The organism is Ectobacillus soli (genome assembly GCF_042610425.1).
Taxonomy (GTDB): Bacteria; Bacillota; Bacilli; order Bacillales; family Bacillaceae_G; genus Ectobacillus.
Genome location: NZ_JBGJZM010000007.1, coordinates 37613 through 50467 on the forward strand (window position 1 = coordinate 37613; position 12855 = coordinate 50467).

Genomic DNA, 12855 nt, shown 5'->3' on the forward strand with positions numbered 1-12855 from the left:
AGTTTTTCTATGTTACTATTTACTATATTGTATGCTGTGAGAGGAGGTTTGGGATGAATCGCATCTTCCGTAATACCATCTTTTATTTATTAATATTTTTAGTTGTAATTGGGGTTGTTAGCTATTTTAATGGTTCAACTCAGCAAACAAAGCCGATTAGCTATGATAAATTCCTCACTAAATTAGATAATGGGGAAGTACGTTCAGTTAGTTTGCAGCCTAAAAATGGTGTATTTGAGGTAAAGGGTCAATTTGTAGATTCTGCTCAAGACGAATTTTATGTAACATACGCACCAAATACTGAAGAATTACAGAAAAAAGTGAATGATAAGGCAAAAAATACGAAGGTAGATTATAAACCAGCAGAGGAAACAAGTGCTTGGGTTACATTCTTCACTTCCATTATCCCGTTTGTTATTATATTCATTCTGTTCTTCTTCCTTATGAACCAAGCACAAGGCGGCGGCAGCCGTGTAATGAATTTCGGAAAAAGCAAGGCGAAGCTTTATAATGATGATAAGAAAAAGGTTCGTTTCCGAGATGTTGCTGGTGCAGACGAAGAAAAACAAGAATTAGTTGAAGTTGTTGAATTTTTAAAGGATCCTCGCAAATTTTCTGAGCTTGGTGCACGCATTCCGAAAGGGGTTTTACTTGTAGGCCCTCCAGGAACAGGGAAAACGTTACTTGCAAGAGCTGTAGCAGGTGAAGCAGGTGTACCATTCTTCTCAATCAGTGGATCTGATTTCGTAGAAATGTTCGTTGGTGTCGGGGCTTCCCGTGTTCGTGATTTGTTCGAAAACGCGAAGAAGAACGCACCATGCATTATCTTTATCGATGAAATCGATGCAGTAGGACGTCAACGTGGTGCTGGACTTGGTGGTGGTCATGACGAGCGTGAACAAACATTAAACCAATTGCTCGTAGAAATGGATGGTTTCGGTGCAAACGAAGGAATTATTATTGTCGCTGCAACCAATCGACCTGATATTTTAGACCCTGCACTTTTGCGTCCAGGACGATTTGACCGCCAAATTACAGTAGATCGACCAGATGTAAACGGTCGTGAAGCCGTATTAAAGGTACATGCGCGTAATAAACCACTTGATGAAAGTGTCAACTTGCGTACAATTGCGACGCGTACACCAGGATTCTCTGGCGCAGATTTAGAAAATCTGTTGAATGAAGCCGCTCTTGTCGCTGCTCGTTCCAATAAAAAGAAAATTGATATGTCTGACGTGGATGAAGCAACAGACCGGGTAATTGCTGGACCTGCGAAGAAAAGCAAAGTTATATCAGTTAAAGAACGTAACATCGTGGCGTTCCACGAAGCTGGACATACAGTTATTGGTATGGTACTAGATGATGCAGATGTCGTTCATAAAGTAACGATTGTACCGCGCGGTCAAGCCGGTGGTTACGCAGTAATGCTTCCTAAGGAAGATCGTTACCTCATGACAAAACCAGAATTACTTGATAAAATTACAGGTCTACTTGGTGGACGTGTAGCGGAAGAAATTGTGTTTGGTGAAGTAAGTACAGGTGCTCATAATGACTTCCAACGTGCAACTGGTATTGCAAGAAGCATGGTTGCAGAATATGGTATGAGTGATAAAATTGGACCACTACAATTTGGCAATGCTCAAGGACAAGTGTTCTTAGGCAGAGACTTCCGTTCAGAACAAAACTATAGCGATTCAATTGCTCATGATATTGATTCTGAAATGCAAACGATTATTAAGAATTGTTATGCTCGTGCGAAAGAAATTCTTACGGAAAAACGTGATAAACTTGATATAATTGCAAAAACGTTACTTGCTGTAGAAACGTTGGATGCGGATCAAATTCGAGGACTTTACGATAACGGTATCTTACCGGAACGTAAGAAAAAAACATATGGTTCTGAAGAAGTAAAGGTCAATATTTCTACGAACGAAGAAGGAAAAACAACTGAAGAACCGAAAGAGTGACGATTTGTCACTCTTTTTTTCCCCTTATTTATAGCGTGAGGGGTATAGTTCATTCGGATCACCATTCTATAGAATTTATGCGACTAGCCTCAAAGGAGTGATTTTTCTCCATTGAGGCTAGTTGAACTTTATAAAGTTGTAATAATCAACTATGATGAGAGTATTAGATGTGAGGAGTGAGACTATGATTTTCGTAATGGATATAGGAAATACGAATGCAGTTCTTGGAGTTTTTGAAAAGGAACAGCTTCATTATCACTGGCGAATTGAAACTAATCGGAATAAAACGGAAGACGAGTATGGAATGCTTATTAAGGATCTACTTGGCCATGTTGGGCTTACGTTTCGTGATATTACAGGTATTATTATTTCCTCTGTTGTTCCGCCCATTATGTTTGTACTGGAAAGAATGTGTGATAAATACTTTCACTGTAAGCCACTTGTTGTGGGACCAGGAATTAAAACAGGGTTAAATATTAAATATGAAAATCCAAGAGAAATAGGAGCAGACCGTGTTGTAAATGCTGTGGCTGCTATTCAATTATACGGAAGTCCACTTGTTATTGTTGATTTCGGAACGGCTACTACATACTGCTATGTGAATGAAGATAAAAATTATATGGGCGGGGCAATTACACCTGGTATTATGATTTCTGCTGAGGCACTTTATAGCCGAGCTGCAAAATTACCAAGAATCGAAATTACACGTCCGCATGATATCGTTGGTAAAAATACAGTAAGTGCTATGCAAGCAGGTATTTTATATGGTTATGTGGGACAAGTAGAGGGAATCGTAAAGCGTATGAAGGCGCAGGCAAAACAAGAGCCAACTGTAATCGCAACAGGAGGACTGGCTAGACTTATTGCTGAGGAATCAGATGTGATTGATATTGTAGATCCATTCCTTACCTTAAAGGGACTATCGATGATTTATGAACGTAACATATTGCATGAGAAGGGGGAATGAAAGGGATGAAGGATTATTTAGTAAGGGCACTTGCTTTTGATGGGCAAGTGCGGGCTTACAGCACTATTACAACGCATACAGTTAGCGAGGCACAGCGCCGCCATGATACATGGAGAACAGCTTCTGCTGCGCTAGGTCGCTCTTTAACGGCAGGAGTGATGATGGGAGCGATGCTAAAGGGAGATCAAAAGCTTACCATCAAAGTAGAAGGAAACGGTCCGATTGGACATATTTTAGTTGATGCAAATGCCAATGGAGAGGTCCGCGGATATGTAGCACATCCTCATGTTGATTTTGAAGCAAATGAGCATGGTAAACTTCGCGTATATGAAGCAGTTGGAACAGAAGGTTACGTAACCGTTATTAAAGATATTGGGTTACGAGAGCCATTTATGGGGCAAGTGCCTATCGTCTCTGGTGAGCTAGGGGAAGATTTCACTTATTATTTTGCCGCCTCCGAGCAAACACCAGCTTCTGTAGGAGTAGGTGTATTAGTTAACGGTGATGATAGTATCCTTGCAGCGGGTGGATTCGTTCTACAAATGATGCCGGGAGCAGAAGAAGAAACCATTACTTTTATTGAAAAACGTTTGAATGAAATTCCGCCGATAAGTCGGCTTATTGAAGATGGGTTAACACCGGAAGAAATCTTGTACAGCATTTTGGATAAGGAAAATGTGAAAGTGCTAGACCGTTTAGATGTTACATTTCAATGTACATGTTCTAGAGAACGAATTGAAGGTGTGCTAAGTAGTCTGGGTATAGAAGAACTTAGAAAAATACGAGATGAAGAAGAAGAGACAGAGGTACACTGTCATTTTTGTAATGAAAGATACACTTTTTCTAAGCAAGATATAGGAAATCTTATCGATAGCTTGCAGTAAACACAATAAATGTGACATCGAAGCCAACTCTTAAAAAAATTTTTAATTAATGTAAAGTATATGAATTGACAAATAGTACCTACAATGCAAAAATGTTTATAAATCCAATAAAAATACTAGGCAATAGGGGTGGGAATAATGACAATTGCACAATCCGTGTCAGAATTAATTGGGAATACGCCAATCGTAAAGTTAAATCGTATCGTCGAAGAAGGCAGTGCAGATATTTACTTGAAACTTGAATTTATGAATCCTGGAAGCAGTGTGAAAGATCGAATTGCTCTTTCTATGATCGAAGATGCAGAAAACAAAGGAATTCTTAAAGAAGGAGATACAATCATTGAACCGACAAGCGGTAATACAGGAATCGGGTTAGCGATGGTTGCAGCTGCAAAAGGATACAAAGCAATTTTAGTTATGCCTGACACGATGAGTATAGAACGCCGTAATTTGCTCCGTGCTTATGGTGCAGAACTAGTTTTAACACCTGGCAAAGAGGGTATGGTTGGAGCCATTCGTAAGGCGGAAGAATTAGCAGCAGAACACGGCTATTTTGTTCCACAACAATTTAAAAACCAAGCAAATCCTGAAATTCACCGCCAAACAACTGGTCCTGAGATTGTAAAGCAAATGGGAGATCAGCTGGATGCATTTATTTCTGGTATCGGAACGGGTGGTACGATTACAGGAACAGGCGAAGTTTTGAAGGAAGCATATCCAAATATTAGAATTATCGCAGTAGAACCAGCAGATTCACCTGTTTTATCAGGTGGTAAACCAGGTCCTCACAAAATTCAAGGAATTGGCGCTGGATTCATTCCTGAAACACTTAATTCAGAAGTGTATGATGAAATTATTCAAGTAACAACGGACCAAGCATTTGAAAATGCAAGAAGAGCTGGACGTGAAGAAGGAATTTTAGTTGGTATTTCTTCAGGAGCAGCTATATATGCTGCAAAAAAAGTTGCAAAAGAACTTGGAGCAGGAAAGAAAGTGTTAGTCATTATTCCAAGTAATGGAGAACGTTACTTAAGTACTCCACTTTACAACTTTGAATAAAAATCAAATGAGGTGACCTGTCAAGGAGGTGCTATTCTCCTTGCTAGGTCACCTTTTTTTATTTTTCTCACGAACAGCTGTAAAGCGTATTATACCTCGTTCGTTGTTTTAACTTTAGAAGCAAAGTAACAAACTACTACAACGAACTTAGATTCCCTGTTAGAATAAGACAAAACAGTACGAGGTGAGAGAATGCAACGACGAGTAGCAGCAATATCATTTCCGTATGAGAAGGATTTTTTTACTCAATATAAATATCTATCGCAACATAAATCGTATCACTTTATTCTCGAAAGCGGGAATGGAGGTCGTTATAGCATGGTAGGATTAGATCCTATTGCTATTCTGCGTGGAAAACATGATGAACTGCGTATTACAGAAGGCGCGAAAGAAACGGTAATAAAGGGAAATCCTATTGAAGAAATGAAGCGATATATGAAACAATACACAGCGATATATAATGATGACTATCCACCCTTTCAAGGAGGAGCGGTAGGCTATTTTAGCTATGATTGTATTCGCTACATGGAGACGATTCCACGAACTGCGACGGATGATTTACAAATTCCAGATTTGTTTTTCTTACTATTTGATGATGTAGTTGTGTATGATCATCGTGAAAACTTGCTTTGGTGCATCACGCATTTTACAACAGATGAAGAGGGTGCAAAGCTACATGTAAAAGAGATGATGCAAACATGGATGCAAGACTATCCTGCCTTGCACATTTCAGCAGCGAAGTCGCTTGCTACTGAAACGACTGTATCCTTTACAGAAGATGGTTTTTGTGACGCTGTTGCAGTCATTAAGGATTATATTGCTGCTGGAGATGTATTCCAAGTGAATTTGTCTGTTCGTCAATCCCGACCACTTCACTCTCATCCACTAGAAATCTATACGAAGCTTCGTGAAATGAATCCATCTCCTTATATGGGCTATTTAGAATTATCTGATTTTCAGCTGGTAAGTGGCTCACCTGAGTTGCTTATTCGAAAAAGGGGAAAAGAAGTAAGTACACGCCCTATTGCAGGAACTCGTTCACGGGGTAAAGATGCGAATGAAGATGAAGCTTTGGCAAAAGAATTAATTGAAAATGAAAAAGAGCGCGCTGAGCATGTTATGCTTGTGGATTTAGAACGAAATGATTTGGGACGTGTGTGTAAGTATGGAACGGTATGTGTAGATGAACTTATGACGATTGAAAAATACTCTCATGTAATGCATATTGTATCTAACGTACGAGGTGAATTAGAAGAAGATAAAAATGCCTTTGATGTTATCAAGGCTGTATTTCCAGGCGGGACTATTACCGGGGCTCCTAAAATACGAACGATGGAAATTATAGAACAGTTGGAACCCATTCGAAGAGGTGCTTATACAGGTTCGATCGGATGGATTGATTACTCCGGAGATATGGAATTGAACATTGTGATACGTACGCTTCTAGCAAAGGACGGACAAGCGTATGTACAAGCGGGAGCCGGTATCGTCATTGATTCAAACCCGAAGCATGAATATCAAGAATCACTTAAGAAAGCAACTGCATTATGGCGTTCCAAAGAAAGCAGCGAAGATTGGTAGGTGAGGTGAGAAAATGATACTAATGATTGATAACTATGATTCGTTTACATTCAATTTGGTTCAGTTTCTTGGAGAATTGGGACAAACCATAGTTGTAAGGAGAAATGATGATATATCGATTGAAGAAATAGAGGATCTATCACCTGATTTTTTAATGATTTCTCCAGGACCATGTAGTCCGAATGAAGCCGGTATTAGTTTAAAGGCGATTGAATACTTTGCGGGGAAAATTCCTATTTTGGGAGTGTGTTTAGGGCACCAAGCAATTGCACAGGTTTTCGGAGGAGAGATTGTTCGCGCAGAACGGTTAATACACGGTAAAACTTCACAAATATACCATGATGGTAAATCAATATTTCATGATATATCGAATCCTTTTGCTGCCACGCGCTATCATTCTTTACTTGTAAAGCGTGAAACAATACCAAATTGTCTTGAAGTTTCAGCTTGGACAAAAAGTGGTGAAATCATGGGTATTCGCCATAAATCGTTTCCTGTAGAAGGGGTACAGTTTCATCCAGAGTCAATTTTGACATCACAGGGAAAAGAAATATTGAAAAAATTTTTAACACACTATAATAGGAGCACGGTACCATGTTGATCTATGTGAATGGAAACTATGTCAAAGATACCGAGGCTGTTATCTCACCTTATGATCATGGTTATTTGTATGGAGTAGGTGTGTTTGAAACATTACGTGTGTATGCGGGTCATTGTTTTCTGTTTGATGATCATTTTGAGCGATTACAATTTTCCCTATCCACACTCTCCATACAATGGAATATGGAAAAGGAAACAATCCTGAACATATTGCACGAACTGTTACGTCGAAATGATTTACAAGATGCTTATATACGATTAAATGTCTCAGCTGGCATTGGAGAAGTGGGGTTACAAACAGAACCTTACACTTCTCCTTCCGTCATTATATTTGTAAAACCGTTACCTGTTTCCAATACTATTACCAAGAAAACGGGCGTCATTTTACAACTATCACGCAATACACCAGAAGGCTATCTCCGACTTAAGTCGCATCATTATTTAAATAGTATACTTGGTAAGAGAGAAGTAGGTGATGACCCAATGAAGGAAGGTCTTTTCTTAACAAAAGAAGGCTATGTGGCAGAGGGAGTTGTTTCAAATATCTTCTTCGTAAAATGTGGGGTGTTGTATACGCCTGCTGTAGAAACAGGAATTTTGAATGGAATTACAAGGAATTTTATTATAGAAATAGCAAAAAGCATTCACATGCAGGTAATAGAAGGATTCTTTACGAAAGAAGAGCTATTCGAAAGCGATGAAGTATTTGTCACAAATTCGATTCAAGAAATTGTACCAATGCATACAATTGATACCGTGTCTTTTACTAACAACCCAATAACTTTAGAATTAATACGTGTGTATCGAAAGTTTCGGAATGTATTACGAAGTAAGCATGAGTTAATAAAAGGAGATGCTAAGTAGTGGAAGCTTTACGTAATATTCAATGCGGACCATATGAATTAAAAATTACAGAAGAAACTATCGTTATGGGAATTTTAAATGTTACCCCCGATTCATTCTCGGATGGTGGTAAGTTTAACAATGAACGGTCTGCTGTTCTGCACGCACAAGAAATGGTAGAGCAGGGTGCTAAAATTATTGACATTGGCGGCGAATCTACTCGTCCAAGTTATGCGAAAGTATCACAGGAGGAAGAATTAGGGCGTGTATTACCAGCTATTAAAGCTGTATCTCGGTCTGTTCATGTTCCAATCTCTATTGATACGTATAAAGCGGAAGTGGCAAGACAGGCAATCGAGGCTGGCGCAAATATCATTAATGATATTTGGGGTGCTAAGGCTGATCCGAAGATGGCTGAAGTAGCTGCTTATTTTGATGTACCGATTATTCTTATGCACAATCGAGATAATACCAACTATCGAAATATAATTGCAGATATGATTGCTGATTTATATGAGAGTGTGAAAATTGTGAAAGCAGCGGGTGTTCGTGATGAAAATATTATTTTAGACCCAGGCTTAGGTGGTTTTTCAAAAACACCAGAACAAAACTTAGAGGTTATGAGAAATCTTGAACAGCTTACCGTTCTTGGTTACCCACTTTTACTTGCGACATCTCGGAAGGCGTTCATTGGTGATGTGTTGAATCTACCTGTAAATGAGCGAGTAGAAGGGACAGGAGCTACTACTTGTTTAGGAATTCAAAAAGGATGCGATATCATACGTGTGCATGATGTGTTAGAAACCGTAAGAATGGCAAAAATGATGGATGCAATGCTTGGTAAAGGAGGAATACGAGTTGGACAAGATATTCGTGCATGACATGGAATTCTATGGTTATCACGGAGTGTTTCCCGAGGAAAATAAACTAGGCCAGCGGTTTCGGGTAAATCTTACGGTAGAATTAGATTTACGACAAGCGGGACAAACCGATAATTTAAGGGATTCCGTTAATTACGGGGAATTATATCATCTTTGCGAAAACGTTGTAGAAGGGAAACCATACAAGCTGGTAGAATCTGTTGCGGAAGTTATTGCATCTACCGTTCTTACTACGTACAATGTAATACAGCGATGTACAGTAACGGTTATTAAACCAGATCCCCCAATTCGAGGCCATTATCGGTCAGTTGCAGTCGAAATTACGAGGGAACGCGTATGAATAATATTGTCTATCTTTCTCTAGGATCGAATATCGGAGATCGAGCTGATTACTTGCATAAAGCAGTCGAGTTGCTTAATCTTCATGAAGAAATTAGCGTGCAGAAAATTTCCTCCATTTACGAAACAAAACCTGTTGGGTATACGAACCAAGGTTACTTTCTTAATATTGCATTGCGAATTTCTACCAGCTTAACACCCAATATACTGCTAGCTTATACACAACATATTGAAAATGAATTAGGAAGAATGAGGGAAATTCATTGGGGGCCTCGTACGATTGACCTTGACATTTTGCTTTATAATAACGAAAATATTGAAACAGAGAGCCTTATTATTCCACATCCTCGCATGAATGAACGTGCTTTTGTGTTAGCACCCTTATATGAAATCCATCAAGAGTCGCAAAAACACTTCTCACCTGAACAAATAGAGGAAATGAAAAGGCAAGAGGGAGTAAGGGTATGGAAGCAGAAAAATGGGGAAGACGTATTCGCGCTTTTCGAAAGTTGAAGGGTTATACGCAAGAAAGCTTCGCTAAACAATTGGGATTGTCAGTATCTATTTTAGGTGAAATCGAGCGTGGCAATCGAACTCCTTCACAAGAATTTCTTGTAAATGTATCACATACTTTGAACGTTTCCATAGAAGAATTATCACCTAAGGATTAAGAAAGGGAAGGGAGGGATTTACGTTGCTTAAGATTGGAAATATTGAGATGAAAAACCCGGTAGTATTAGCACCAATGGCCGGAGTGTGCAATTCTGCATTTCGTCTTACTGTAAAAGAATTTGGGGCTGGTCTTGTTTGTGCAGAAATGGTGAGTGACAAGGCTGTACTTTATAAAAATGAAAAAACGATGAACATGCTATATATGGATGAACGCGAGAAACCCCTTAGCCTTCAAATTTTTGGTGGGGAAAAGGAGAATCTTGTTGAAGCGGCTAAATTTGTGGAATCACATACGGATGCGGATATTATAGATATTAATATGGGGTGCCCTGTACCGAAAATTACAAAATGTGATGCAGGTGCAAAATGGTTATTAGATCCGAATAAAGTATATGAAATGGTAGCGGCTGTTGTAGATGCAGTTAAAATACCGGTAACTGTTAAGATGCGTATTGGATGGGATAGTGAACATATCCTTGCAGTTGAAAATGCACTTGCTGTCGAACGGGCAGGAGGACAAGCGGTAGCTGTTCATGGCCGTACGCGTGCTCAAATGTACGAAGGTAAATCGAATTGGGATATTATAAAACAAGTAAAACAAGCGGTCAATATTCCGGTTATCGGAAACGGAGATGTTGAAACTCCACAAGATGCAAAGCGTATGCTGGACGAGATTGGTGTGGACGGAGTTATGATTGGACGTGCAGCACTTGGAAACCCATGGATGATCTATCGTACGGTTCAGTATTTAGAAACGGGAAAATTGATGGAAGAGCCAGGGATTCGCGAAAAAATTGACGTATGTCTTCTACATTTAGATCGTCTTATCGCACTTAAAAATGAAAAAATAGCAGTAAAGGAAATGCGTAAACATGCTGCTTGGTATTTAAAAGGAATTCAGGGAAATGCAAGAGTTCGCAATGCGGTAAATGAATGCAATACACGTGATGAACTTGTGTCTTTGCTTACGCAATTTGCTGATAGAGCAGAAGAAAAAGAGAATTCTATTCAAGTCGGTTGACATTCACAGGAGCATGTGTAAAGTTGAAGAAGAAAAACTGTCAGTGGTAGCTGACAGTTTTTCTAGTGGATTAGAAAGTGTTATACTATAAACATTGCAAAATTTCATAGAGCTGGAGTTGATTTTATGAGTGAAGAGTTAAATGACCAGTTACAGGTGCGCAGAGAAAAACTACAAAACCTGTTTGATAGCGGAATAGATCCATTTGGAAAGCGGTTTGAACGAACACATTCTTCTAAACAACTAGTAGAATTGTACGATGAATTTTCAGAAGAAGACTTACATGAAAAAGATATACCTGTTTCTATTGCAGGACGAATTATGACAAAGCGAGGAAAAGGAAAGGTTGGCTTTGCTCATATTCAAGATTTAAATGGACAAATGCAAATTTACGTTCGGAAAGATGTAATTGGGGAAGAAGCCTATGAATTATTCCGTACAGCAGATCTAGGAGATCTTGTTGGAATACATGGAACTGTATTCCGTACAAAAACAGGAGAGTTATCTGTCAAAGTTACTGGCTTTACTTTACTGGCAAAATCTCTTCGTCCACTTCCAGACAAATATCATGGGTTAAAAGACATTGAACAACGCTATCGTCAAAGATATTTAGATTTAATTACAAGTATGGAAAGCCGTGAAACATTCGTATCACGCAGTAAAATCATTCGTTCTATGAGAAGATACTTAGATGATTCCGGTTATTTAGAAGTGGAAACACCAATGATGCATGCAATTGCAGGCGGTGCATCAGCACGTCCATTTATTACACACCATAATGCGCTTGATATGGATCTATTTATGCGTATTGCAATTGAATTACATTTAAAACGCCTAATCGTCGGCGGCCTTGAAAAAGTGTATGAAATTGGTCGTGTATTCCGTAACGAAGGAATATCAACACGTCATAATCCAGAATTCACAATGCTAGAATTGTATGAAGCATATGCTGATTTTGAAGATATTATGAAACTAACAGAAAATATGATTGCACACATTGCGAAAGAAGTAATTGGTACTACAAAAATTACTTATGGAGAATATGAGGTTGATTTAGAGCCTAAGTGGAAACGACTTCATATGGTTGATGCAATTAAAGAATATACAGGTGCTGACTTTTGGAAACCAATGAGTGTAGAAGAAGCCCGTCAATTGGCAAACGAGCATCATATTGAAATTAAAGATACGATGTCAGTAGGACATATTATTAATGAATTCTTTGAACAAAAAGTAGAAGAAAAGTTAATTCAACCTACATTTATTTTTGGCCATCCTGTAGAAATTTCACCTCTTGCAAAGAAAAATGCAGAAGATCCTCGGTTCACGGATCGTTTCGAGCTATTCATTGTAGCGCGTGAGCATGCCAATGCATTTACAGAGCTAAATGATCCAATTGATCAAAAGCAACGTTTTGAAGCTCAATTACAAGAACGTGAACAAGGTAATGATGAAGCACATATGATGGACGAAGATTATATCGAAGCATTAGAATATGGTATGCCTCCAACAGGCGGTCTAGGCATAGGTATCGATCGTCTAGTGATGTTATTAACCAACTCACCATCTATTCGTGATGTTCTTTTATTTCCGCTTATGCGTCATAAATAAGAAGCCTAGTAAAGCGTGAATTCATTTGTTTGATTCAATAGACTGGCATGTAGTTTGCTGCATGCCAGTCTATTTTTTTATGGTTAATGCGGGAGGTAACATCATATTTATGTACATTTGAATAGATAAGATATAGAAAATCTAAAAAAACAGTTGCTTTATTTTTTTCTAACTGGTATATTTATATGCGTTGTCACTGACGAAAGTTAATTTAAAAATTCAAAAGTTGTTGACAGCTTTCGGTTCACATGATATTATATTGAAGTCGCTTTTGAGCGATGCCGAGTTCTTTGAAAACTAAACAAAACATGAAACGTCAGTTTTATTTTTTTTAGCTTAGACAAACTTTAACTTTTATGGAGAGTTTGATCCTGGCTCAGGATGAACGCTGGCGGCGTGCCTAATACATGCAAGTCGAGCGAACCCTTCGGGG

General features: G+C 38.7%; 13 protein-coding genes and 1 rRNA gene. All 14 read left to right on the forward strand.

Annotation, left to right across the window (positions count from 1 at the left end; all coding sequences use genetic code 11):
* Window positions 1-53 precede the first annotated feature (53 nt).
* A complete protein-coding gene (gene ftsH / locus ACAN53_RS17645) occupies window positions 54-1967 on the forward strand; it encodes an ATP-dependent zinc metalloprotease FtsH (RefSeq protein ID WP_379971465.1) in 1914 nt (637 codons plus the stop codon).
* A 184-nt stretch (window positions 1968-2151) separates the two neighbouring features.
* Window positions 2152-2934, forward strand: a complete 783-nt coding sequence (locus ACAN53_RS17650) for a type III pantothenate kinase (RefSeq protein WP_379971466.1) — start codon at window positions 2152-2154, stop codon at window positions 2932-2934.
* A 5-nt stretch (window positions 2935-2939) separates the two neighbouring features.
* Window positions 2940-3818 carry an Hsp33 family molecular chaperone HslO gene (gene hslO, locus ACAN53_RS17655; RefSeq protein WP_379971467.1) on the forward strand — a complete coding sequence of 293 codons (879 nt, stop codon included), beginning with the start codon at window positions 2940-2942 and terminating at the stop codon, window positions 3816-3818.
* A gap of 138 nt (window positions 3819-3956) precedes the next feature.
* Complete coding sequence (cysK, locus tag ACAN53_RS17660) at window positions 3957-4877, forward strand: cysteine synthase A (RefSeq protein ID WP_379971468.1); 921 nt, start codon at window positions 3957-3959, stop codon at window positions 4875-4877.
* 192 nt (window positions 4878-5069) lie between these two features.
* Complete coding sequence (gene pabB, locus ACAN53_RS17665) at window positions 5070-6458, forward strand: aminodeoxychorismate synthase, component I (protein ID WP_379971469.1); 1389 nt, start codon at window positions 5070-5072, stop codon at window positions 6456-6458.
* Between the two features lie 13 nt (window positions 6459-6471).
* Entirely contained in the window at window positions 6472-7059 is a 588-nt protein-coding gene (gene pabA, locus ACAN53_RS17670) for an aminodeoxychorismate/anthranilate synthase component II (protein ID WP_379971470.1), read from the forward strand.
* Window positions 7053-7922 carry an aminodeoxychorismate lyase gene (gene pabC, locus ACAN53_RS17675; RefSeq protein WP_379971471.1) on the forward strand — a complete coding sequence of 290 codons (870 nt, stop codon included), beginning with the start codon at window positions 7053-7055 and terminating at the stop codon, window positions 7920-7922. Before pabA ends, pabC begins: the two co-directional genes overlap by 7 nt.
* Window positions 7922-8782 (forward strand): dihydropteroate synthase, encoded by an 861-nt coding sequence (gene folP, locus ACAN53_RS17680; RefSeq protein WP_379971472.1) that lies wholly within the window; start codon window positions 7922-7924, stop codon window positions 8780-8782. The genes pabC and folP overlap by 1 nt, the downstream gene beginning before the upstream one ends.
* Window positions 8760-9122, forward strand: a complete 363-nt coding sequence (gene folB, locus ACAN53_RS17685; RefSeq protein ID WP_379971473.1) for a dihydroneopterin aldolase — start codon at window positions 8760-8762, stop codon at window positions 9120-9122. Before folP ends, folB begins: the two co-directional genes overlap by 23 nt.
* On the forward strand, window positions 9119-9634 hold the full coding sequence (gene folK, locus ACAN53_RS17690) for a 2-amino-4-hydroxy-6-hydroxymethyldihydropteridine diphosphokinase (protein WP_379971474.1): 516 nt from the start codon (window positions 9119-9121) through the stop codon (window positions 9632-9634). The genes folB and folK overlap by 4 nt, the downstream gene beginning before the upstream one ends.
* On the forward strand, window positions 9586-9792 hold the full coding sequence (locus tag ACAN53_RS17695; RefSeq protein WP_379971475.1) for a helix-turn-helix domain-containing protein: 207 nt from the start codon (window positions 9586-9588) through the stop codon (window positions 9790-9792). Before folK ends, ACAN53_RS17695 begins: the two co-directional genes overlap by 49 nt.
* A 23-nt stretch (window positions 9793-9815) precedes the next feature.
* Window positions 9816-10814 carry a tRNA dihydrouridine synthase DusB gene (dusB, locus tag ACAN53_RS17700; RefSeq protein WP_379971476.1) on the forward strand — a complete coding sequence of 333 codons (999 nt, stop codon included), beginning with the start codon at window positions 9816-9818 and terminating at the stop codon, window positions 10812-10814.
* Between the two features lie 126 nt (window positions 10815-10940).
* Window positions 10941-12422, forward strand: a complete 1482-nt coding sequence (lysS, locus tag ACAN53_RS17705) for a lysine--tRNA ligase (protein WP_379971477.1) — start codon at window positions 10941-10943, stop codon at window positions 12420-12422.
* Between the two features lie 353 nt (window positions 12423-12775).
* A 16S ribosomal RNA gene (locus tag ACAN53_RS17710) occupies window positions 12776-12855 on the forward strand; the annotation flags it as partial.